This window comes from Micromonospora sp. NPDC005163, from assembly GCF_053599835.1.
This window is the reverse complement of record NZ_JBSFYP010000011.1, coordinates 46101-68139: the sequence shown is the minus strand read 5'-3', so window position 1 is coordinate 68139 and position 22039 is coordinate 46101. Positions and strand designations below refer to the sequence as shown.

The 22039-nt window shown below is 72.1% G+C and carries 22 protein-coding genes; 12 read left to right on the top strand and 10 right to left on the bottom strand.

Going from position 1 to position 22039, the window contains the following annotated elements:
- The first annotated feature begins 84 nt into the window (after nucleotides 1–84).
- A complete protein-coding gene (thrS, locus tag ACWD6N_RS10765) occupies nucleotides 85–2094 on the top strand; it encodes a threonine--tRNA ligase (RefSeq protein WP_354964151.1) in 2010 nt (669 codons plus the stop codon).
- A 46-nt stretch (nucleotides 2095–2140) separates the two neighbouring features.
- Here thrS and ACWD6N_RS10760 read toward each other — a convergent pair whose 3' ends face one another.
- Entirely contained in the window at nucleotides 2141–2869 is a 729-nt protein-coding gene (locus ACWD6N_RS10760; protein ID WP_354964152.1) for a D-Ala-D-Ala carboxypeptidase family metallohydrolase, read from the bottom strand.
- A 177-nt stretch (nucleotides 2870–3046) separates the two neighbouring features.
- Here ACWD6N_RS10760 and ACWD6N_RS10755 point away from each other — a divergent pair, with 177 nt between their 5' ends.
- Complete coding sequence (locus tag ACWD6N_RS10755; protein ID WP_172899152.1) at nucleotides 3047–3559, top strand: HIT family protein; 513 nt, start codon at nucleotides 3047–3049, stop codon at nucleotides 3557–3559.
- A gap of 37 nt (nucleotides 3560–3596) precedes the next feature.
- Here ACWD6N_RS10755 and ACWD6N_RS10750 read toward each other — a convergent pair whose 3' ends face one another.
- Nucleotides 3597–4079 (bottom strand): hypothetical protein, encoded by a 483-nt coding sequence (locus ACWD6N_RS10750; RefSeq protein WP_354964153.1) that lies wholly within the window; start codon nucleotides 4077–4079, stop codon nucleotides 3597–3599.
- 97 nt (nucleotides 4080–4176) lie between these two features.
- Between ACWD6N_RS10750 and ACWD6N_RS10745 the strand changes: the two genes are divergently transcribed.
- A complete protein-coding gene (locus ACWD6N_RS10745; protein ID WP_354964154.1) occupies nucleotides 4177–5235 on the top strand; it encodes an aldo/keto reductase in 1059 nt (352 codons plus the stop codon).
- Nucleotides 5236–5681: 446 nt separating this feature from the next.
- Here ACWD6N_RS10745 and ACWD6N_RS10740 read toward each other — a convergent pair whose 3' ends face one another.
- Nucleotides 5682–7838 carry an elongation factor G-like protein EF-G2 gene (locus tag ACWD6N_RS10740; RefSeq protein ID WP_354964155.1) on the bottom strand — a complete coding sequence of 719 codons (2157 nt, stop codon included), beginning with the start codon at nucleotides 7836–7838 and terminating at the stop codon, nucleotides 5682–5684.
- Nucleotides 7839–8088: 250 nt separating this feature from the next.
- Here ACWD6N_RS10740 and pgsA point away from each other — a divergent pair, with 250 nt between their 5' ends.
- The 7 genes from pgsA (at nucleotide 8089) to ACWD6N_RS10705 (ending at nucleotide 14153) form a co-directional block, all read left to right on the top strand.
- Nucleotides 8089–8718, top strand: coding sequence for a phosphatidylinositol phosphate synthase (gene pgsA / locus ACWD6N_RS10735; protein WP_089021603.1), 630 nt, complete (start codon nucleotides 8089–8091; stop codon nucleotides 8716–8718).
- Nucleotides 8719–8764: 46 nt separating this feature from the next.
- Nucleotides 8765–9697, top strand: coding sequence for a phosphatidylinositol mannoside acyltransferase (locus ACWD6N_RS10730; RefSeq protein WP_354964156.1), 933 nt, complete (start codon nucleotides 8765–8767; stop codon nucleotides 9695–9697).
- A gap of 57 nt (nucleotides 9698–9754) precedes the next feature.
- Nucleotides 9755–10915: a glycosyltransferase family 4 protein gene (locus tag ACWD6N_RS10725; RefSeq protein ID WP_354964157.1), complete on the top strand. Its 1161-nt coding sequence runs from the start codon at nucleotides 9755–9757 to the stop codon at nucleotides 10913–10915.
- Between the two features lie 83 nt (nucleotides 10916–10998).
- Complete coding sequence (locus tag ACWD6N_RS10720) at nucleotides 10999–11502, top strand: hypothetical protein (RefSeq protein WP_354964158.1); 504 nt, start codon at nucleotides 10999–11001, stop codon at nucleotides 11500–11502.
- A 148-nt stretch (nucleotides 11503–11650) separates the two neighbouring features.
- Nucleotides 11651–12568 carry a pyridoxal 5'-phosphate synthase lyase subunit PdxS gene (gene pdxS / locus ACWD6N_RS10715; protein ID WP_354964159.1) on the top strand — a complete coding sequence of 306 codons (918 nt, stop codon included), beginning with the start codon at nucleotides 11651–11653 and terminating at the stop codon, nucleotides 12566–12568.
- Between the two features lie 23 nt (nucleotides 12569–12591).
- Nucleotides 12592–13197, top strand: a complete 606-nt coding sequence (pdxT, locus tag ACWD6N_RS10710) for a pyridoxal 5'-phosphate synthase glutaminase subunit PdxT (protein WP_354964160.1) — start codon at nucleotides 12592–12594, stop codon at nucleotides 13195–13197.
- Between the two features lie 203 nt (nucleotides 13198–13400).
- A complete protein-coding gene (locus tag ACWD6N_RS10705; RefSeq protein ID WP_354964161.1) occupies nucleotides 13401–14153 on the top strand; it encodes a YebC/PmpR family DNA-binding transcriptional regulator in 753 nt (250 codons plus the stop codon).
- A gap of 129 nt (nucleotides 14154–14282) precedes the next feature.
- On the opposite strand, the gene ACWD6N_RS10700 is transcribed toward ACWD6N_RS10705, so the two are convergent.
- The 6 genes from ACWD6N_RS10700 to ACWD6N_RS10675 all read right to left on the bottom strand — a co-directional run bounded on the left by ACWD6N_RS10700 (nucleotide 14283) and on the right by ACWD6N_RS10675 (nucleotide 19803).
- Nucleotides 14283–15344: an ABC transporter permease gene (locus ACWD6N_RS10700; RefSeq protein ID WP_387325744.1), complete on the bottom strand. Its 1062-nt coding sequence runs from the start codon at nucleotides 15342–15344 to the stop codon at nucleotides 14283–14285.
- Nucleotides 15341–16234, bottom strand: coding sequence for an ABC transporter ATP-binding protein (locus ACWD6N_RS10695; protein ID WP_354964163.1), 894 nt, complete (start codon nucleotides 16232–16234; stop codon nucleotides 15341–15343). The genes ACWD6N_RS10700 and ACWD6N_RS10695 overlap by 4 nt, the downstream gene beginning before the upstream one ends.
- 81 nt (nucleotides 16235–16315) lie before the next feature.
- Nucleotides 16316–17035, bottom strand: coding sequence for a response regulator transcription factor (locus ACWD6N_RS10690; RefSeq protein ID WP_354964164.1), 720 nt, complete (start codon nucleotides 17033–17035; stop codon nucleotides 16316–16318).
- Entirely contained in the window at nucleotides 17032–18369 is a 1338-nt protein-coding gene (locus ACWD6N_RS10685; RefSeq protein WP_354964165.1) for a sensor histidine kinase, read from the bottom strand. Before ACWD6N_RS10685 ends, ACWD6N_RS10690 begins: the two co-directional genes overlap by 4 nt.
- A 148-nt stretch (nucleotides 18370–18517) precedes the next feature.
- The gene (locus ACWD6N_RS10680) at nucleotides 18518–19465 is read right to left on the bottom strand and encodes a permease prefix domain 1-containing protein (protein ID WP_354964166.1); all 948 of its coding nucleotides are present in this window, start codon (nucleotides 19463–19465) and stop codon (nucleotides 18518–18520) included.
- Complete coding sequence (locus tag ACWD6N_RS10675; protein ID WP_121676282.1) at nucleotides 19462–19803, bottom strand: PadR family transcriptional regulator; 342 nt, start codon at nucleotides 19801–19803, stop codon at nucleotides 19462–19464. The genes ACWD6N_RS10680 and ACWD6N_RS10675 overlap by 4 nt, the downstream gene beginning before the upstream one ends.
- 234 nt (nucleotides 19804–20037) lie before the next feature.
- On the opposite strand from ACWD6N_RS10675, the gene ACWD6N_RS10670 reads away from it, so the two are divergent.
- Nucleotides 20038–20319 carry a low temperature requirement protein A gene (locus ACWD6N_RS10670; protein ID WP_354964167.1) on the top strand — a complete coding sequence of 94 codons (282 nt, stop codon included), beginning with the start codon at nucleotides 20038–20040 and terminating at the stop codon, nucleotides 20317–20319.
- Nucleotides 20313–21212 (top strand): low temperature requirement protein A, encoded by a 900-nt coding sequence (locus ACWD6N_RS10665; protein WP_354964168.1) that lies wholly within the window; start codon nucleotides 20313–20315, stop codon nucleotides 21210–21212. Before ACWD6N_RS10670 ends, ACWD6N_RS10665 begins: the two co-directional genes overlap by 7 nt.
- 102 nt (nucleotides 21213–21314) lie before the next feature.
- Here ACWD6N_RS10665 and ACWD6N_RS10660 read toward each other — a convergent pair whose 3' ends face one another.
- On the bottom strand, nucleotides 21315–21935 hold the full coding sequence (locus ACWD6N_RS10660) for an L-threonylcarbamoyladenylate synthase (protein ID WP_354964169.1): 621 nt from the start codon (nucleotides 21933–21935) through the stop codon (nucleotides 21315–21317).
- Nucleotides 21936–22039: the final 104 nt, after the last annotated feature.

Below are 22039 nucleotides of genomic sequence, written 5' to 3'. Positions count from 1 at the left end.
CTTCCTTACCTGGGGTGGGGGGACCGATAGCATCGGCAGGAGCCGAGGATCGGCGTCCGTTTCGTACCGCATGAAGGAGTCACCGTGTCCGCACCCCGTACCCCCGCCGTGGCCGACCCTGTCGTCGTCGCCGCCGGGACCACGGCGGCCGACGCGGTGGCCGCGGCCGGACTGCCCGCGAACGGCCCCAAGGCGATCGTCGTGGTCCGCGACCCGGAGGGCCAGCTGCGCGACCTGGACTGGTCGCCGGCCGAAGAGACCGTCGTCGAGCCGGTCAGCCTGGATTCGCCCGACGGGCTGAACGTGCTGCGCCACTCCACCGCGCACGTCCTGGCCCAGGCCGTGCAGGACATCTTCCCCGAGGCCAAGCTGGGCATCGGCCCGCCGATCGAGAACGGCTTCTACTACGACTTCGACGTCGACAAGCCGTTCCAGCCCGACGACCTCAGCCGGGTCGAGAAGCGGATGCAGGAGATCGTCAAGTCGGGACAGCGGTTCCGGCGTCGCCGCTTCGGCAGCCTCGACGAGGCCCGCGCCGAACTGGCCGACGAGCCGTTCAAGCTGGAGTTGATCGAGGTCAAGGGCGAGGGCCTGGACACCGACGAGGTGATGGAGGTGGGCGGCGGCGAGCTGACCATCTACGACAACCTCGACGCCAAGGAGGACAAGGTCTGCTGGTCGGACCTGTGCCGGGGCCCTCACTTGCCGACCACCCGGCTGATCGGCGCGTTCAAGCTGATGCGCTCGGCCGCCGCGTACTGGCGCGGGTCGGAGAAGAACCCGCAGTTGCAGCGGGTGTACGGCACCGCGTGGCCGACCCGCGACGAGCTGAAGGCGTACCTGAAGCTGTTGGAGGAGGCGGCCCGGCGCGACCACCGCAAGCTCGGCGCGGACCTGGACCTGTTCAGCTTCCCCGACGAGATCGGCTCCGGTCTGGCGGTCTTCCACCCCAAGGGCGGCATCATCCGTCGGGAGATGGAGCACTACTCGAGGCGCCGGCACGAGGAGGCGGGGTACGAGTTCGTCAACACCCCGCACATCACCAAGGCGCAGCTGTTCCAGACCTCCGGGCACCTGCCCTACTACGCGGACACCATGTTCCCGCCCATGCAGCTCGAAGGCGCGGACTACTACCTCAAGGCCATGAACTGCCCGATGCACAACCTGATCTTCAGGGCGCGCGGGCGGTCGTACCGGGAGCTGCCGCTGCGGCTGTTCGAGTTCGGCACGGTCTACCGATACGAAAAGTCCGGTGTGGTGCACGGCCTGACCCGGGTACGCGGCCTGACCCAGGACGACTCGCACATCTACTGCACTCGTGAGCAGATGGCCGGCGAGCTGTCCACGCTGCTCAGCTTCGTGCTGGACCTGCTGCGCGACTACGGCCTGGACGACTTCTACCTGGAGCTGTCCACCCGCGACGACTCGCCCAAGTTCATCGGCGAGGACGAGGACTGGGCGGAGGCGACCGAGGCGCTGCGGACGGCCGCCGCGACCTCCGGGCTGGAGCTGGTGCCCGACCCGGGCGGCGCGGCGTTCTACGGGCCGAAGATCTCGGTGCAGGCCCGGGACGCGATCGGCCGGACGTGGCAGATGTCCACCATCCAGGTCGACTTCAACCAGCCGGAGCGGTTCGGGTTGGAGTACCAGGCGGCCGACGGCAGCCGCCAGCGGCCGGTGATGATCCACCGGGCGCTGTTCGGCTCGATCGAGCGGTTCTTCGGGGTGCTCACCGAGCACTACGCGGGGGCGTTCCCGGCATGGCTGGCCCCGGTCCAGGTGGTCGGCATCCCGATCCGCGAGGACCACACCGACTACCTGCACGGGTTCGTCGCGGCGCTGCGCGCCGAGGGGATCCGGGCGCAGGTGGACGCGGGCGACGACCGGATGCAGAAGAAGATCCGCACCGCCCAGCAGCAGAAGATCCCGTTCATGGTGATCGCCGGGGACGACGACGTGGCGGCCGGTACGGTCTCCTTCCGCTACCGGGACGGCTCGCAGCGCAACGGTGTGCCGATCGCCGAGGCGGTGACCCACGTTCTCGACGTGGTCAGCTCGCGGACCAACGTCGGCCCGTCCGCCGCCGCCGAGTAGCGTCCCGGCGCGGACCGCCCCACGATGTGGGGCGGTCGCCCGGGCGTCAGATCCCGCAGTTCGGTGCCGACCAGCCGCCGACCGCAGCGACGTGGGTGTGGTCGTTGTGGTCCGGGTAGCCGGGGCCGAGGATCTGCCCGAAGCCGTGGTAGCGGGCCTGCTGGGCCAGCCGGCAGAACGACGGGGATCCGACCAGGTCCACCGCGTCGCCGTACAGGTGCCGGCTGTTCGACGCCCCACCGACCGCGCTGTTGCAGGCGTAGCTGCGGAAGCTGCTGCTGATCGAGATGGACACGTCTCCGAGGGCGTGCCGCAGGGCCTGGAGTTTCCACATCGAGACGAGCGCGTTGAATCGGGCGGTGCTCGCCGCGACCGCGCCGCCGGACCAGGTGCTGTTGCAGTTGTTCAACTCGGCGTAGCTGAAGTTGACCGGGGTGCAGTCGTCGTCCTGGAGGGCGTAGATCCGGTTGAAGGTCTGCGGGCCGGCGATGCCGTCCGCGGACAGCCCGTACGCCTGCTGGAAGCGGATCACCGCCGATCGGGTGGCCGGGCCGTACGCGCCGTCCAGGGTGAGCACGGCGCCGTAGCCGGGGTAGCCGGCGACCCGGATCTGGAGTTGCCGGACGTCCTCGCCGGACATCCCCTGGGACAGCGTGCGACCCCAGGTGTAGCAGCCGTCGGCGTGTGCCGCGCTGGTGGTGACGGTGATGCCGGCCACCGTGGTGGCGGCGGCGAGCGCAAGCGCCGCGACGATCCTGCCGAGCCGTCGGATCATGGAACCCTCCATCAATGTATGGAAGTATCTGGATGCATGGAATCTTCATGTTCCTGTTCCAGTCCGTCAACAACTTCCGGCGATCGAGTTTCCCAACGGTGGGTGTCGCAACCCGCCCGCCCGGCTCCGTAGGATCGGCTCGTGACAGGGGCGGAACGGCACACGGACAGCGGCGGGATGGCCGACGGCCTGGAGCGGCTCTGGACGCCGCACCGGATGACGTACATCTCCGGCGAGGATCGCCCGGCCGAGGGCTACGAGAAGCCGACCGGTTGTCCGTTCTGCCGGGCGCCCAAGCTGCCGCCCGAGGAGAGCCTGGTCGTGGCCCGCGGCGAGCACGTCTTCGTGGTGCTCAACCTCTACCCGTACAACCCGGGCCACCTGCTGGTCTGCCCGTACCGGCACGTCGCCGACTACACCGACCTGGACGGGCCGGAGACCAGCGAGCTGGCGTCGTTCACCCAGGCCGCGATGCGGGTGATCCGCAAGGTGAGCAACGCCCACGGCTTCAACCTGGGGATGAACCAGGGCGGGGTGGCCGGCGCCGGCATCGCCGCGCACCTGCACCAGCACGTGGTGCCGCGCTGGGGCGGCGACGCGAACTTCATGCCGGTCATCGGCCGCACCAAGGTGCTGCCGCAGCTGCTCGGCGACACCCGCGACCTGCTCGCCCGCGCCTGGCCCTCCTGACCCGTCGCGCCGGCGCGCGAGGTGCGCGCCGGTCCGGCTAGCCGGCGCGCAGCAGGCCGGCCAGCTCCGGCCAGTTCTCCACCCGGTGTACGCGGGGCAGCAGCCCGGCGTGCGCGGCGACCTCCGCCGGACGGGGGCGGAACAGGTAGCGGTGCGGCACCGAGTCGAGGTAGCCGAGCACCTCCAGCTTGTCGTCCACGAAGTGGGTCAGCCCGAGCCGCCGGGCGATCGGCGCCTTGTCCGGCCGGGTCCGGCAGAAGTGCAGCCGCTCGACCGGGATGCCGGTGCGTGCCGGGAAGTCGTGGTGGGCGAGCCACTCCCGGGTCCGCCGCTCGGTGGCCTCGCCGCACTTGGAGACCAGGTGCACCTCGTCGAACTCCGGGCCGAGCGCTGCCAGCGCGTCGAACGCCCCGTCGACGGCGGGGGTGCGCAGGTAGTGCGCGCCGAAGAACGACGTGTCGGCGTCCTCGTCAGCCGGCTCGATGAGCACGCCGCCGATGTCCACGCCCAGCCGTCGCATGGGCCGATCATGCCGCACCGCACCGGCGTTCGCGCACCGACGTCCCCGGCCCGGGAACCGCTACGTCCGGACTCGGTGGAGGTGGCACGATCGTTCGATGGCAGTCACGACACGGACGTTGGGGCGCAGCGGCATCGAGGTCAGCGCCCTCGGCATGGGGTGCTGGGCGATCGGCGGCCCCTGGGCGGAGGGGACCCAGCCGCTGGGCTGGGGCGCGGTCGACGACGACGAGTCCGTGCGGGCGGTGCGCCGCGCGCTCGACCTGGGCGTCACCCTGTTCGACACCGCCGACACCTACGGCGCCGGGCACGGCGAGCGGGTGCTCGGGCGTGCGCTCGCCGGCCGCCGCGACGAGGCCGTGATCGCCACCAAGTGGGGCTACACCTTCGACGAGGCGAGCCGGCAGGCGACCGGGGAGGACGCGTCGCCGGCCTACCTGCGGCGAGCGGTCACCGACTCGCTGCGCCGGCTGGACACCGACCGGATCGACCTGTACCAGCTGCACCTGGCCGACCTGCCGGTGCCTCGGGCCGAGGCGCTGATCGGCGCCTGCGAGGACCTGGTGACCGAGGGCCTGATCCGGGCGTACGGGTGGAGCACCGACCGCCCCGACCGGGCGACCGCGTTCGGGCACGCGGCCGCGGGTGCCACCGCCGTGCAGCACACCCTGTCGGTGCTGCACGACGCCCCCGAACTGCTCGCGATCTGCGACAAGTACGACCTGGCCAGCGTCAACCGCGGGCCGCTCGGAATGGGGCTGCTCACCGGCAAGTACTCGGCCGCTTCGACGCTGCCCCGTGACGACGTGCGTGGGCTGACCGCGGGCTGGCTGGAGTGGTTCCGTGGCGGCCGGCCGGCACCGGAGTGGCTGCGCCGGGTGGGCGTGGTCCGTGCCGCGCTCACCGCCGACGGGCGCACCCTCGCGCAGGGCGCGCTGGGGTGGATCTGGGCCCGCAGCGGGCGCACCGTCCCGATCCCGGGCTGCCGTACGGTCCAACAGGTCGAGGAGAACGCCGCCGCGCTGCACCGGGGCCCGCTGCCGCTGGATCAGTTCGCCGAGGTGGAGCGCCAGCTGGCCGCCCTGCGCACCGCCGCCCTGCGGGACGCCGACCGCCCGCACTGGCCCCGCCCCACCCACCCCGTCACCCACCCCTGATCCGCGCTGGCGTGTTCTTCCCGACCTGCGAGGGGTTCCCATCCCGGGCCCGGCGGGGGCCGCTTCCCCTGCTGACCCCGCACGGCCGCTCTCGACCCCGTGCCGGCAGGCCCGCTTCAACTCCGGGTCCCGCGCGGAGGCTCCCCACCGATGTCGATGCTGTCCGCTGTCGAGCTGCCCCGGATCTGGGGCGGTGTCCCGCCGGCTCTGTGCGCGCGGGGTCCCGCCGGCTCTGTGCGCGCGGTGTCCCGCCGGCTCTGTGCGCGCGGTGCGGTGTTGCCCCGATTCCGGGGCAGCTCGACAGGCGCAAGGCGGAAGCCCCCGCCCCGCCCCGCCAATCCCCACTTTCGCCGATCATGGAGTTGTGGTGGGCGTTATAGCCACGCCTTCCCGTTCTGTCCGGCACCACAACTCGATGATCGCGGGCGGCGGGGCGGGGCGGGTGGTTAGGGGGTTTGTTCCTTGCGGGCCTGGTCGGCCAGGTGGGCGGGCATGGGGTCGTGGCGGACGAAGTGGCGGCGGAACGTGCCGGTGCCAGCGGTCATCGAGCGCAGCTCGACGGCGTAGCGGAGCAGCTCGGTGGACGGCACCTCGGCGCGGACCAGGGTGCGGCCCTCGGCGTCCGGGTCCGGCTCGGTGCCGAGCACCCGGCCGCGCCGGCCGGACAGGTCGCCCATCACCGCGCCCACCGAGCCGTCCGGTACCCGGATGGTCACCTCGTCGATCGGCTCCAGCAGCGCCGGCTGGCCACGTTCGGCGGCGTCGCGCAGCGCCAGCGCGCCGGCGGTCTGGAAGGCCGCGTCGGAGGAGTCCACGCTGTGCGCCTTCCCGTCGACCAGGGTCACCCGCAGGTCCACCACCGGGTGGCCGGCGACCAGGCCGCGCTCCAGCTGGTCGCGGACGCCCTTCTCCACCGACGGGATGTAGTTGTGCGGCACCGCGCCGCCGACCACCCGGTCGACGAACTCGAAGCCGCCACCCCGGGGGAGGGGCTCGACCTCGATGTCGCAGACCGCGTACTGGCCGTGGCCGCCGGACTGCTTGACGTGCCGGCCGTGCCCCTTCGCGGGCACCGTCAGCGTCTCGCGCAGCGACACCCGGACCGGCTCGGTGTCCAGCTCCACGCCGCCGGCGCGCAGCCGGTCCAGCACCACGTCCGCGTGCGCCTCGCCCATGCACCAGAGCACCAGCTGGTGGGTCTCCGGGTTGCGCTCCAGCCGCAGCGTGGGGTCGCCGGCCACCAGCCGGGCCAGGTTGCGGGCCAGGGCATCCTCGTCGGCCCGGCTCCGCGCGACGATCGCCACCGGCAGCAGCGGTTCCGGCATCTCCCACGGCGCGATCAGCAGCGGGTCGTCCTTGGCGGAGATGGTGTCGCCGGTCTCGGCGCTGCCCGACTTGGTGATCGCGCAGATGTCGCCGGCCACGCAGAGTGACACCTCGCGCAGGGTGGCGCCCAGCGGGGTGTAGATGTGCCCGACCCGCTCGTCGGCGTCGTGGTCGGGGTGGCCGCGTTCGGCCATGCCGTGCCCGGAGACGTGCACGGTCTGGTCGGGGCGCAGCGTGCCGGAGAAGACCCGGACCAGCGAGACCCGCCCGACGTGCCGGTCGACGGTGGTCTTGACCACCTCGGCGACCAGTGGCCCGGCCGGGTCGCAGGTCAGCGGAGGGCGGGGCGAGCCGTCCACGCCGGCCACCGGCGGCACCTCGTGCTCCAGCGGCGACGGGAACGCGGCGGTCAGCACCTCCAGCAGGGCGTCCAACCCGACCCCGGTCTCCGCGCAGACCGGCACGACCGGGTAGAAGTGACCTCGGGCGACCGCCTTCTCCAGGTCCTCGATGAGCACCTCGGTGCCGATCTCCTCGCCGCCGAGGTAGCGGTCCATCAGGGTCTCGTCCTCGCTCTCGGCGATGACCCCCTCGATCAGCTCGTTGCGGGACTCGGCGATGGCCGGCAGGTGCTCCGGGTCCGGCTCGCGTACGTCGGCGGGCAGGCCGGCGGTGTAGTCGAAGACCCGGCGGGTGATCAGGCCGAGCAGGCCGACGGTGGAGACCCCGTCGTCGCCGAGCATCGGTAGGTACAGCGGCATCACGTTGTCGCCGAAGACCCGCTGGCAGAGCGCCACCGCCTCGTCGAAGTCGGCGCGCGGCTGGTCCAGCCGGGCCACCGCGACCGCACGCGGCATGTCGACCGCCGCGCACTCCTCCCACAGCGCCACGGTGGCCGCGTCCATCCCGCCGGCCGCGGACACGACGAAGAGCGCGGCGTCGGCGGCCCGCAGCCCGGCGCGCAGCTCGCCGACGAAGTCGGCGTACCCCGGGGTGTCCAGGAGGTTGACCTTGATGCCGTTGTGCAGCAGGGGCGCGCAGGCCAGGCTCACCGAGCGCTGCTGGCGCACGGCCGCCGGGTCGTGGTCGCTGACCGTGGTGCCGTCGACCACGTTGCCGGCCCGGCCGATCGTGCCGGTGGCCGCGAGCAGCGCCTCGACCAGGGTTGTCTTGCCCGCTCCGGAGTGCCCGACGAGCACCACGTTGCGAACCCTGTCGGGTTCGGTCACCACCGGCGTGCCGCCGGCGGGACCCTTCTCCTGACTCTTCTGCGCCATGGGGCGCACCTCCCTCAGCCGGTGGTTGGTGGCGACCGCCGCGCGACGGGAAGCGGCCCGGGGCGAGTGCGCGGCGATATCCTCCGGTGGTCTGCTGCACAGCGGGAACGGGACGGGCGGACGGGTGAGCTGGCTCACCTCCTGGCTCGATCTCACACCCGTTGCCGGGTAGGCACAAGCCTCCCCCGGGCGGGTCGGTGGGACCGGCCGTATCGCCGGAGCTGGGCGGACCGTTATCGTGGGGACCGCCATGGCGAAGATCTTCCAAGTGTCGGCCCGCGCGGGGATGACCCGCGTCGTCGAGCCGATCGCACGCGCCCTGCTCCGTGCGGGCGTCACCCCCAATGCCGTCACCGTTGCGGGCACCGTCGGTGTGCTCATCGGTGCCCTCGGCTTCGGTGCCCGCGGCCATCTGGTCGCGGGCGCGTTGATCGTGACCGTTTTCGCGCTCACGGACCTGCTCGACGGGACGATGGCCCGGATGAGCGGTGGCTCCACCCGGTTCGGCGCGTTCCTCGATTCGAGCATGGACCGGGTTGCGGACAGCGCCGTCTTCGGCGCGGTCGCGTACTGGTTGGCCACCCAGAACAACCACTCCGGAGTGGCCGCCGCGCTGCTCTGCCTGGCCGCTGGCGCGTTGGTCTCGTACGTCAAGGCCCGCGCCGAGGGGTTGGGCATGACCTGCAACGTGGGCATCGCCGAGCGCACCGAGCGGCTGCTCATCGTCGGGGTCGGCGGAATCCTGACCGGCGTCGGCGTCGACCCGGCGCTGGAGATCGCGCTCTGGCTGCTCGCCGCAGTGTCGATCTTCACGGTGGGGCAGCGGATGGCGCACGTCTACCGCCAGGCCCAACAGCTCCAGCCGGACGGTCAGGCGTGAGTGGCGTGCCGGCGACCCGGCGTCGGACGACCGGCGGCCGAGTCGCGTGAACCTCACCGAGCTGGGCTACATCGCCGGGTGGCGGGTGGTCCGCGCGCTACCCCGGCCGTTGGTGGCGGCGGCGTTCCAGGCGGGCGCGGACCGCGCCCACCGCGCCGGCGGCGGGGGTACGGCCCGACTGCGCGCGAACCTGCGCCGGGTGGTCGGCCCCGAGCTGCCCGACGCCGAGTTGGACGATCTCGTCAAGCGCGGGTTGCGCTCGTACGCCCGGTACTGGATGGAGGCGTTCCGGCTGCCCGCCCTGAGCCGGTCGCAGATCCTGTCCAGTTTCCGGCTCGACGGCGCCGAGCTGCTCGCCGCCGACGTGGCCGCCGGCCGGGGCGCGGTGGTGGCGCTGCCGCACGCCGGCAACTGGGATGCCGCCGGCGCCTGGGTGGCGGCCACCGGTTGGCCGATCACCACGGTCATGGAGCGGCTCAAGCCGGAGGGCGTGTACAAGCGTTTCCTGGCGTTCCGAGAGGTCCTCGGGATGGAGATTCTGCCGACCCACGGTGGGCCGCGCCCGGCGTTCGACGTGCTGCTGGATCGCGTACGCGCCGGTGCGGTGGTGCCGCTGCTGGCCGACCGGGATCTCTCCGCCCGCGGGGTGGAGGTGGACTTCTTCGGCGGGAAGACCCGGATGCCGGCCGGGCCGGCCCTGCTCGCGTTGCACACCGGTGCGCCGCTCTACGTGGCGTCACTGTGGTACGAACCGGACGCGGCGTGCGCCTCGCTCTCCGGCCCGCTGCCGGTGCCCGCGCCCGAGACCGGGCCGCTGGACCAGCGGGTCCGGTCGCTGACCCAGATGATCGCCGACCGTCTGGCGGCGGGTATCGCCCGGCATCCGGAAGACTGGCACATGTTGCAGCGGATGTGGCTGGACCAGCGGGGGACGGGGGGCGGCGCCGCGCTGCCCTCGTCGGCCACCGGTCAGGCCTGAGGGGGTGGGTGCACGGTGAGGCGGAGCCCCACAGTCTCGGACGAGGGGCGCTGACGCATGCGGATCGGCATCGTGTGCCCGTACTCCTTCGACGTCCCGGGCGGGGTGCAGAACCACGTGATGGACCTCGCCGAAGCGTTGATCGCGCTCGGCCACCAGGTCAGCGTGCTCGCCCCGGCTGACGAGGACTCTCCGCTGCCGGCGTACGTGGTCTCCGCCGGCCGGGCCGTGCCGCTGCCGTACAACGGCTCGGTGGCCCGGATCGCGTTCGGCCCGGTCTCCACCGCCCGGGTCCGGCGGTGGATCACCAACGGCGACTTCGACGTCCTGCACGTGCACGAGCCGCTCACGCTGAGCCTGTCGTTGCTGGCGGTGCTGTCCGCCCGCGGGCCGGTGGTGGCCACCTTCCACACCGCGATGACCCGCTCGCGGGTGCTGGCCGCCGCGCAGGGTGTGCTCCAGATCGTGCTGGAGCGGATCACCGCCCGGATCGCGGTCAGTGCCCTGGCCCGCAAGGTGCAGGTGGAGCACATGGACGGCGGCGCCGTGGAGATTCCCAACGGGGTGGCGGTGGCCAAGTTCACCGACGCCGAGCCGTTGCCCGGCTGGCCGGGGGAGTGCACTCCGGGTACGGGCGGCACGCTGGGTTTCCTGGGCCGGTTCACCGAGGCGCGCAAGGGCTTCCCGGTGCTGCGGGACGCCTTCGTCGAGCTGGCCGCCACCCGCCCCGAGCTGCGGCTGCTGGTCGCCGGCCCGGGTGACGCCGACGACCTGTACGACCAGTTCCCGGCCGAGCTGCGCGAGCGGGTGACCTTCCTCGGGCTGGTCTCCGAGCCGGACAAGGCACGGATGCTGCGCAGTGTGCACCTCTACGTGGCGCCGAACACTGGCGGCGAGTCGTTCGGCATGATCCTCACCGAGGCGCTGGCCGCCGGCACGACGGTGGTGGCGAGCGACCTGGACGCGTTCCGGCGGGTGCTCGACGGCGGGCGGGCCGGGCGGCTCTTCCCCACCGGCGACCCGGCGGGGCTGCGCGACGCGTTGGCTGACCTGCTGGACGACCCGGCCGGTCGGGCCGAGCTGAGCGTCTGCGGCGATCAGGTGGTGGCGAATTTCGACTGGCCGGTGGTTGCTCGCCGTGTTCTGGAGGTATACGCAGCGGCGATCGAGGCAACCGATGGGCGGGTCATCGACCAGGAATGGGTGGGGCTGGGCTGAGCCGGTGTGACGGATGGTGCGGACGCTGACCCGGGTGACGGGCGTGGCCGTGCCCGGACGGACGGAAACGGAGCAGCACTACGATGCCGCACATGTGGTGGGTGGTGGCCGCGATCCTGGTCGTGGGGCTGGTCGGGGCGTACCTCATCTGGACCGCAGGCCGGGTAGAGCGGCTGCAGGGCCGCGCGGAACTGGCGGCGCGGGCCCTCGACGCGCACCTGCTGCGCCGGGCGGCGGCCGCCGCCGTGCTGGCCGAGCGGCGCTTCGGCGTCGAGCTGTACGCGGCGGCCCGGATCGCTCTGGACGCCCCTCCGGACGAGCGGGAGGCGGCGGAGAACGACCTGACCCGGCAGCTGCGCGGGGTGCAGCTGGACCCGGCCGATCCGGACTGTGGGGCGGTCATCGCCGCCAGTCGCCGGCTCGCGTTGTCCCGGCAGGTGCACACCGACCTCGTGCGTGACGCCCGGTCGGCGCGCAGCCGACCGCTGGTGCGGTTGTTGCGGATGGGGCGGGGCCGGGAGTGGCCGCGGTACTTCGACATCGACGACCCGACCCTGACGGTGCCCGCGGACGTGCCCGCGAACTGACCGGCCGCTGGCGCCCGGCCACTCCGGCGGCCGGTGACGAGGGCCACATCGCAGGCCACCGGGGGTCTGATTGGCTGTCGGTGCGGCGTTGGCTCGGGCGTAGCATTTTCGCTGCCACCCCCAGAGCACGTCCAAGGAGCGATGACCCATGTCCGAAACCACCGCCCCGAACGCCGGTACCACCCCCGTCGTCGGCACCGCCCGCGTCAAGCGTGGCATGGCCGAGATGCTCAAGGGTGGCGTGATCATGGATGTGGTCAACGCCGAGCAGGCCAAGATCGCTGAGGACGCCGGCGCGGTCGCGGTGATGGCGCTGGAGCGCGTGCCCGCCGACATCCGCGCGCAGGGCGGGGTGTCGCGGATGAGCGACCCCGACATGATCGACGGGATCATCGAGGCGGTCTCCATCCCGGTGATGGCCAAGGCCCGCATCGGTCACTTCGTGGAGGCGCAGATCCTCCAGTCGCTGGGCGTGGACTACGTCGACGAGTCCGAGGTGCTGACCCCGGCCGACTACGCCAACCACATCGACAAGTGGGCCTTCACGGTCCCCTTCGTCTGCGGTGCGACCAACCTGGGCGAGGCGCTGCGGCGGATCACCGAGGGTGCGGCCATGATCCGCTCCAAGGGCGAGGCCGGCACCGGTGACGTCTCCAACGCCACCACCCACATGCGCAAGATCCGCCAGGAGATCCGCCGGCTGTCCTCGCTGCCGGCCGACGAGCTGTACGTCGCGGCCAAGGAGCTTCAGGCCCCGTACGAGCTGGTCAAGGAGGTCGCCGACAGCGGCAAGCTGCCGGTGGTGCTGTTCACCGCCGGTGGGATCGCCACCCCGGCCGACGCCGCGATGATGATGCAGCTCGGCGCGGAGGGCGTCTTCGTCGGCTCCGGCATCTTCAAGGCCGGCAACCCGGCCCAGCGGGCCGCCGCGATCGTCAAGGCCACCACCTTCCACGACGACCCGGACGTGCTGGCCAAGGTCTCCCGCGGCCTCGGCGAGGCGATGGTCGGCATCAACGTCGACGAGATCCCCCAGCCGCACCGCCTGGCCGAGCGCGGCTGGTGAGGCGCGAGGAACGATCGGTGCGCATGAGCGGGCCAACGATCGGTGTGCTCGCGCTCCAGGGGGACGTTCGCGAGCACGTCGCGGCCCTGGCCGCGGCGGGCGCGGACGCCCGCCCGGTGCGCCGTCCGGCCGAGCTGGACGCGGTCGACGGGCTGGTCATCCCCGGGGGCGAGTCCACCACGATCAGCAAGCTCGCCGACATCTTCGAGATGCGCGAGCCGATCGACAAGCGGATCGCCGGCGGCATGCCGGTTTACGGGTCCTGCGCCGGCATGATCATGCTGGCCACCGAGGTGCTGGACGGCCGCCCCGACCAGCGGGGCTTCGCCGGCATCGAGATGACGGTGCGGCGCAACGCGTTCGGCCGGCAGGTCGACTCGTTCGAGGCGCCCGTGGAGATCAGCGGAGTCCCAGGTGAGCCGTTCCACGCGGTGTTCATCCGCGCACCGTGGGTCGAGCGGGTCGGTGACGGGGTCGAGGTGATCGGGAAGGTGACCGGTGGCCCGGCCGCCGACCGGATCGTGGCGGTCCGGCAGGGCAACCTGCTGGCCACCTCGTTCCACCCCGAGTTGACCGGTGACCTGCGCGTGCACGCGTACTTCGTGGACCTGGTGCGCACCGCCAGCTGACGGAGTGGCCCTTTCCGGGGCGGAGCCGCCGCGCGGTGGATGACAGCGGCCCGGGGGACGTCGGTAGGATTGCTGAGATTCGGCAGGGCCATCTGCCCGTCACGGCTTCCACCAGAGCCGACCGGCACCTCCGCGTGCGCCGGCGGGAGCGGGGCGTCAGCGGTGCGGTCGATGCAGACGGCGGGTAGCAACGGAGGTAGAAGATGTCCGGCCACTCAAAGTGGGCGACGACCAAGCACAAGAAGGCCGTCATCGACGCCAAGCGCGGCAAGATGTTCGCCAAGCTGATCAAGAACATCGAGGTGGCCGCGCGGACCGGCGGCGGCGACCCCTCCGGTAACCCGACGCTCTACGACGCCATCCAGAAGGCCAAGAAGAGCTCGGTGCCGAACGACAACATCGACCGCGCCGTCAAGCGCGGCTCCGGCCTGGAGGCCGGCGGCGCCGACTGGCAGACGATCATGTACGAGGGGTACGGCCCGAACGGCGTGGCGATGCTGATCGAGTGCCTCACCGACAACCGCAACCGGGCGGCGACCGAGGTGCGCACCGCGCTGACGCGCAACGGCGGCTCGCTCGCCGACGCCGGCTCGGTGTCGTACATGTTCTCCCGCAAGGGCGTGGTGATCGTCCCCCAGGAGGGCACCAGCGAGGACGACGTCATGATGGCCGTCCTCGACGCCGGCGCCGAAGAGGTCAACGACCTCGGCGAGGCGTACGAGGTGGTCTCCGAGCCGACCGACCTGATCGCGGTCCGCACCGCGCTGCAGGACGCCGGCATCGAGTACGAGTCGGCCGAGTCCTCCCTCATCCCCAGCATGAACATCCCGCTGGACGAGGAGGGCGCGCGCAAGATCTTCAAGCTGATCGACGTCCTGGAGGACTGCGACGACGTGCAGAACGTCTACGCGAACTTCGACGTCAGCGACGACGTGATGGCCGCGGTCGACGCCTGACGCGGTAGGACTGGGGCGCTGATTCCCGCCGGGCCGGTTGGTCGTCCGGCGGGAATCGCCTCTTTCCGGCTAAGACGGGGTGCCGCCCGCCCACTGAGGACGAGCGGCACCCGCCCGGGTCGTCGGCGGTCAGCCGATGGTTTCCCGCTCCCGCCAGGCGGCGCGCAACGAGGTTCGCCCGTTGGTCCGCAGCAGTGACCCCTCGTAGATCCGCGCCCCGGCGACCACGAACGCCACGGCGGTGGCCAGCAGGATGGCCAGCGAGACGAACGGCTCCCAGACGGCGGCGTCCCCGGTGAACAGCCGCAGGGGCATCGCCGTGGGCGACGAGAACGGCAGGTAGGACAGCAGCCGCATGGCCGTGGCGTTGTCGTTGAGGAAGATCACCGCGAAGAACGGCAGCATGACGGCGAGCTGCACCGGCGTCGACGCGGCGGCGATGTCCTCCTGCCGGTTGACCAGCGCGCCGGCCGCCGCCCACATCGCGGCCAGCAGCACGAAGCCGAGCAGGAAGAACGGCACGAACCAGCCGATCGCCGGGGCGAGCAGGGTGAGCAGGTCGCCGCTGTCGCCGATCTGCATGCCGGCGACCGCCACGATGGCGATCAACACGATCTGCCCGAGCGCCAGGATGCCGCCGGCGATCACCTTGCCGGCCAGCAGCGCTCGCACCGGCACGGCCGCGACCAGGATCTCCACGATGCGGGTCTGCTTCTCCTCGGTGACGCTCTGCGCGATCTGCAGGCCGAACGTCTGCGAGGTGAGGAAGAAGACGAACGCGAAGACGAACGGCACCAGGAACGCCACCACCGGGTCGACCGCGTCGGGGTCGAGGAGCTGCACCGGCGGCGCGCTGCTCAGCGCGTGGACCACGTCGTTCGGGGCCTCGTCCATGGCGAGCACCTTCGGACCGGAGACCACGGCGGCGTCCACATCGCCGTCGCGAACGGCCTGTTCGGCGGCCCGGTCGTCGGCCACCACGCGGACCTCGAGGCCGGCGTCCCGCAGCGGGCCGGCGGCCTCCTGGGTGACGGCGACGCTCTCCGGCCCGCCGGAGAGCAGCGGCGGCAGGATGGTGCCCGCCGCGGCGATCAGCAGGAAGAAGAGCGTGCCGAACAGGAAGGTACGGTCGCGGAGCTTGACCCGGATCTCGCGTTCGGCGACCAGCCGGGTGGCCTGGGTGACGTTCACTGGGTGACCTCTCGGAAGATCTCGGTGAGCGAGGGGCTGACCGGGCGGAAGGCGCGGACCGGGCCACGGGCGAGGGCCGCCTGGAGCACGGCCTGTTCGTCGGTGCCGGCGGGCAGGTCGAAGACCACCCGCGCGCCGTCCAGCTCGACCAGGGTCACCCCGGGGTGGTCTCGGACCCAGCCGGCGTCGGTGGCCACCACCAGCTCGAAGCGGGGCACGGTGTACGAGTCGCGCAGCTGCTGCCGGCTGCCGGCGGCCCGGATCACCCCGTCGCCGATGATCACCAGGTCGTCGCAGAGCCGCTCCACGACGTCGAGCTGGTGGCTGGAGAAGAGCACCGGCACCCCGGCGGCGGCGCGTTCCCGCAGCACAGCGACGACGGTGTCCACGGCGAGCGGGTCGAGGCCGGAGAACGGCTCGTCGAGCACCAGCACCTCCGGGTCGTGCACCAGCGCGGCCGCGATCTGGGCGCGCTGCTGGTTGCCCAGCGACAGCGTCTCCAGCAGGTCGTCGCCGCGCTCGCCCAGCCCGACCCGCTCCAGCAGGGTGTCGGTGGCGCGTCGGGCGGCGGTGGCGTCGAGGCCGTGCAACCGGCCCAGGTAGGTCACCTGCTCCCGTACGGTCATCTTGGGGTAGAGGCCGCGTTCCTCGGGCATGTAGCCGAACCGCTGCCGGCCCTCCCGGGTCAGCGGCGCACCACCCCAACTCACCTCGCCGGCGTCTGGGGCGAGCACGCCCAGGATGATCCGCATGGTGGTGGTCTTGCCGGCGCCGTTGGCGCCCACGAAGCCGGTCATCCGGCCGGCGGCCACCTCGAAGGACACGCTCTTGAGCACCTGCCGATCGCCGAAGCTGCGGTCGACGCCGTTCAGGCGGAGTGTTCTGGTCACGCACCCACGCTAGATCGAGTACGTCGGTCCGCCGTCCGCCCGGCGGCTGAGCAGGCGGGTCCACCGTGCGACGGATGCCGCTCAGCCGCCGGGGCGGACCACCCCGTTCTCGTACGCGAAGACGACCGCCTGCACCCGGTCGCGCAGACCGAGCTTGGCCAGCACCCGGCTCACGTGGGTCTTCACCGTCGCCTCGCCCAGGTGCATGGCCGCCGCGATCTCCGCGTTGCTCGCCCCGGCGGCGAGCAGCACCAGCGCCTCCCGTTCGCGCGGGGTCAGCTCGGCCAGGGCGGTTTCGGCGTCCGGCCCGTTGCGGGCGGCGCCGGTCGGATCGCCGGGGCGGGCGAAGGTGGAGATCACCCGGCGGGTGATCTCCGGGGCGAGCAGGCCGTCGCCCCGGGCCAGCACCCGGATCGCCTCGACCAGCTCCTCCGGGGTGCCGTTCTTGAGCAGGAAGCCGCTGGCCCCGGCCCGCAGCGCGGCGAACAGGTAGTCGTCGCGGTCGAAGGTGGTGAGGATCAGCACCGCGGGCGCTGCGGGCCCCTCTCCGGTGATCAGGCGGGTGGCCTCCAGCCCGTCCATTCCGGGCATCTCCACGTCCATCAGCACCACGTCGGGACCGGTGGCCCGGGCCATGGTGACGGCGCGTGCGCCGTCCGCGGCCTCGCCCACGACCTCGATGTCGTCCTCCACCTCGAGGATGACCCGGAAGCCGGTGCGGACGAGGTGCTGGTCGTCGGCGAGCAGCACCCGGACCGGCCGGCCGACGTCTGGTGCCTCGTGGGCTGGTGCGGTGCTCATGCCGAGCGCTCCGCGCCGGCCGCCAGCTGGTGCCCGTCGCTCGGCTCCCGCTGCATGCCGACTGGCGGGTCCGCCGACGCCGCCAGCGGGAAGCGGGCGCGTACCCGCCAGCCACCGCCGACACGCGGCCCAGCCTCCAGGTCGCCGTCGTGCGCGGCGACCCGTTCGCGCATTCCGATCAGACCCAGCCCCAGGGCGTTGGCCATGCCGCCCGCCCGTCCGTCGTCGGTCACGTCGACCTCCATCTCCCGGGCCAGGTACCGGACCCGCACGTCCAGCAGGTCCGCTCCGGCGTGCTTCAGCGTGTTCGTCACCGCTTCCTGCGTCACCCGGTAGGCCGCCTGGGAGACCGATTCGGGCAGCGGGACCGGGCCGCCGTACACCCCGAGGGTGGCCGTCAGTCCCGCGGCCCGGGCTCGCTCGACCAGCTCGCCGATCCGTTCGACGCCGCCGGCCGCCGGCGGCTCGGCGTCGGCGCCGGCAGAGGTCCGCAGCACGCCGAGCATCCGGCGCAGCTCGTCCACGGCGGTGCGGGCGCTCTGCTCGATGGCGGCCAGCGCCGTGCGGGCCTTGCCCGGGTCGCGGTCGAACACCCGGCGGCAGGCGGACGCCTGCACCCCCATCACCGACACGTGGTGGGCGACCACGTCGTGCAGTTCCCGGGCGATCCGGACCCGTTCGCCGAGCACCGCCCGCTCCCGGGACTCGGCCTGGGACCGGCGCAGGTCCTCGGCCTGGGCGCGCAGCTCATGCTCGCGCCGCGCGGCCACCCAGGCGGTCTCGCCGAAGAAGTACGCGAATCCGAAGACCAGCACATTGACCAGTACGCCGGTGACCATCGCGGCGAGTACCGGTGGCACCGGACCGGCCGCGTCGGCGAAGGCATCGGGCGGGATGTGGTCGATGGTCACCGCGTAGTAGATCCCCAGCCAGGCGAACATCGTGGCGATCACGCCGATCCGCAGCCGGCGGGCCAGTTGATGGTCCTGCCCCCAGGCGCCGAGGGTGTAGAGGGCGCAGAACAGGGCCCAGGAGGAGAACTGGGTCTCCGGGGCCGATCGGGCCTGCGCGGCGATGAACGCCACCGCGACGATCAGCAGGGTGGCGGCCGGCCACCGTCGTCGCCAGATCAGCGGCAGGGTCACCGCGACGGTCCAGAGCAGCTGCTCCGGCCAGGACGGCGGCGGGCCCAGCAGGAACGCCCCGGCGCTGTGGGCCAGAGTGAGGCTGACCAGCGCCAGCAGGGTCACCCCCAGCCCGAGCCAGAGATCGATTCGGCGCTGCTCCGGTGTCGGGCCCGGGCGGCGCCATTCGTCACGCTGTGCCACGGTCATCCCGGAACGATGCCACGCCGGCCACGCCGGCCGCCACGGCCGCTCGCCCGGACGTACGGCGGTGACGTGGTACGGCGGTGACGTGGTACGGCGGACGGGCGGCGGCCCGGCGCGGGGGTCCGCACCGGGCCGCCTGGTCGGCTGCTGCTCATGCCGTCTGGCGGCGGGTCTTGATGGCGGTGTCGATGAGGTCCCAGACCAGGACCACGGCCACGCCCAACGCGATGAAAGCGCCCAGGCTGTTCCGGTTGTCCGCCTCCGCCAGCCAGCTCAGGCGCTCGGCCAGGGCCGGGTTGAGCAGCCGGTCAGAGAGCGCCAACCACAGCACCGGCACCGTGAACGCCAGGTTGAGCAGCGCCTTGGTCCCGAACAGGGCCCAGTTCCAGCGCCCGATCCGGTACTTGACGATCTCGAAGATCGCGGTGGCGGCCAGTACCCCGATCAGGGCCGGCAGCCAGAACGACCACAGGGCCGGGTCGAGGATCGGAATGTTGTCGCCGTCGTTGCCGTGCACCCAGGACTGGTAGTGCTGGAACGGCAGGTAGCCGATGGTGAGCACCAGCATGGCCACCGACGCGATGGTGTCGACGAGGGAGACGTCCTTGTGCACGGGGACGTCGGGAAGTTGGTCGACGGTCCAGTCGGGCAGGCCGGTGCCGGGTTGGGCGCGTTCGATGAGGGCGAAGGTCAGGGTGAGCCAGAAGCCGATCTGCACGCCGACCTGGAGGGCGGTGACGATGCCGGTCCCGATGGCCCCGAAGCCCTTGCCCTCCGTGACCTGGACGACTGTCACCACCGTGCCGACGAGCGCCGGGATGAAGCTGAGCAGCAGCTTCAGCAGCCGCAGCCAGACCAGGTAGTACGTCGGGCCGATGAGCTGCAACCGGCGGTCGGCGTACTGCGCGGCCAGGAGGTCCGGGTTGCCCAGCTCGGTGAGCACCTCCCGCTCGGCGGTGGTGGGTTCCTGGCCGCCGCCGGTCCGGTCCTCGATCATGTCCTCGATCGAGGCGCGCAGCTCGCTGGCGATCTCGCCTCGGCGCGGGGTGGGAACCGAGCGCAGAGTGGCGGCGAGATAGCGGTCGGTCAGGGTGTTCATCGGTCCACTCCTTGGATCAGTCCGGTGATGGAGGTCTGTACGGCGGCGAGGTCGTCAAGGAGTCGGCCCAGCATCGACTCGCCCTCGTCGCTGGTCCGGTAGAACTTGCGCGGCCGGCTCTCCTCGGTGTTCCACTCGCTGGTCAGCAGGCCCTGGTCCTCCAGGCGGCGCAGCAGCGGGTAGAGCGTGTTGGCGTCGACCGGGAAGCCGTGGTCGGTGAGCCGTTGCAGCAGTGCGTAGCCGTAGTCCGGTCGGCGCAGCGCGACCAGGCTGGCTACCACGACGGTGCCTCGACGCAGCTCCTGTAGGTGCGTCCGTAGAACGTCCTCGCTAACCATGTGTCACACCATACTGTGTAGCACACACTGTTGTCCACAGCAATAACATCGTGTTTGCCGGTGCCCCTTCGAGTGGTCGGAGGGTGCGGGTGCGGTCGCTCGCCGTCGCGGTGCGGGCGAACGCGCCCGATGGCGGTCCCTCGGGTGTGAAGCTGTCATCGTGGCGGAGAAGCGCTGTCAGGCCGTGGTCGCGGCGCCGCCCGCCCGCCGCCGGCTCGGCAGGAGTCCGAGCGGATGCCGGTGACGGGCGGCCCGCGTCGGCCGCTGACCCGCATGGTCGAGGGGCCGCAGCGTGCGGACCTGCTGGAGCTGTTCTTCGACCTCGCCTTCATCGCCAGCCTGACCCTGACATCGCAGAAGATGGCCGCCGAGGGGACCTGGACCGGCATTGGCCAGGCGCTGCTCGCCCTGTCGACGCTGTGGGCGGTGTGGGTGACCACGACGTTGATCACTGATACGTACAGTCCGCGGAAGCGGCCAATTCCCTACCTGATCCTGGGCATTGCGTCATGCTGATGTCCGCCGCGCTGCCGACGGCGTTCCGTGACCACGGACTGATCTTCGGTGGGACCTGGGCCGCAATAAATCTGGGCCGGGGGCTGGTGCTCATCCGGTCGCTGCGCGGTCGGCAGGAGCAGGAGCGATCCCTCCGCGCCCTGGTCTGGAGCCTCGGCTCGGGGACCCTCTGGGTGGTCGGCGGCCTCGTGGACGACCCCGGGTGGCGGCTCGTCGTGTGGCTCGCCGCGCTGGCCGTGGACTACATCGCGTTCGGGTTCCGCTTCCCCATCCCCGGTCGGGCGCCCCTGCCGCGGTACCAGGTGGCGCCGGAGCACCTCGCCGAGCGGTACCAGCAGATCTACATCCTCACCCTGGGCGAACTCGTCCTGGTCAGCGTTCTCAGTCTGAGCCACGAGCCCTTCACCCCGGGTCGGATCGGCGCCTTCGGCACCGCGTTCCTGACGGCAGTGGTGCTCTGGTGGAGCTACGACCAGGGAGCGGGCGCGACCCTCCGCGCCGCCATCGAGGCGTCACCGCGCCGAGCCCGGCTGGTGCAGACCAATCCGTACGCCCACTGGTTGAAGGTAGCCGGCGTGGTGGGCACGGCCGCCGGCATCGAACGAATCATCGCGCAGCCGGGGGAGCGGCCCGGCGCCCCCATGACCGCGCTCATCCTGGGTGGCGCCGGGCTCTTCCTCTGCGGTCGGGCGGTGCTGGAACACGAGGTCTACGGGCGGGTGCCGCTGTCCCACGTCATCGGTGTCGTCGCGGCGATCGCCCTGGCGCCGTTGGCGGCGCACCTGCCCGGGCTGGCGCTGGGCGTCGCCGCAGCCCTGGTGCTGCTGGGGGTGGCGGCCGGCGAACTGTTCCGCGCGCGGCGCCGATCCGCCCCGGAGGCGGTGGCATCCTGACACTGGCCTCGACCGCGAACCGGCGCGCTAGCGGACCACCACCCTGATGATGTGCGCCCGTCCACCCGCGTACGGTCCGGCACCCGATCCGAGTCGGGCGCCCTACTCGAAGCGGGACGGGTCCCCGGCGCCCCGGCGCAGGATCTCCGGCTCCGGCCCGGACAGGTCGACCACGGTCGTCGGCTCCTTGCCGCAGTCGCCGGCGTCGAGGACCGCGTCGAGCTGGTGGTCGAGCCGCTCCTTGATCTCCCACCCCTGGGTCATCGGCTCGTCGTCGCCGGGCAGGGTCAGGGTGCTCGACACCAGCGGCTCGCCCAGCTCGGCCAGCAGCGCCTGGGTCACCGTGTGCCGGGGTACGCGGACACCCACGGTGCGCTTGCGGGGATGCAGCATCCGGCGGGGCACCTCACGGGTGGCCGGCAGGATGAAGGTGTAGCTGCCCGGGGTTGACGCCTTCACCAGGCGAAAGACCGAGTTGCTGATCTGGACGAACTGGCCGAGCTGCGCGAAGTCCCGGCAGACCAGCGTGAAGTGGTGCCGGTCGTCGAGATGGCGGATCTGGCGGATCCGGTCCAGCCCGTCCCGGTTGCCCAGCTGGATGCCGAGCGCGTAGCAGGAGTCCGTCGGGTAGGCGACCAGCCCGCCGCCGCGGATGAGGTCGGCGATCTGGCCGATGATCCGGGGCTGCGGGTTCTCCGGGTGCACGTCGTAGTACCTCGCCATCCTCCGAGACTAGCCGTGGGGGAGACGAGGGCCACCCTCGGCGCGGACGGTGGAGCCGCCGAGATCACCTCGGTAGGGTAGGTCCCGGTCGGCTCCGACCACCA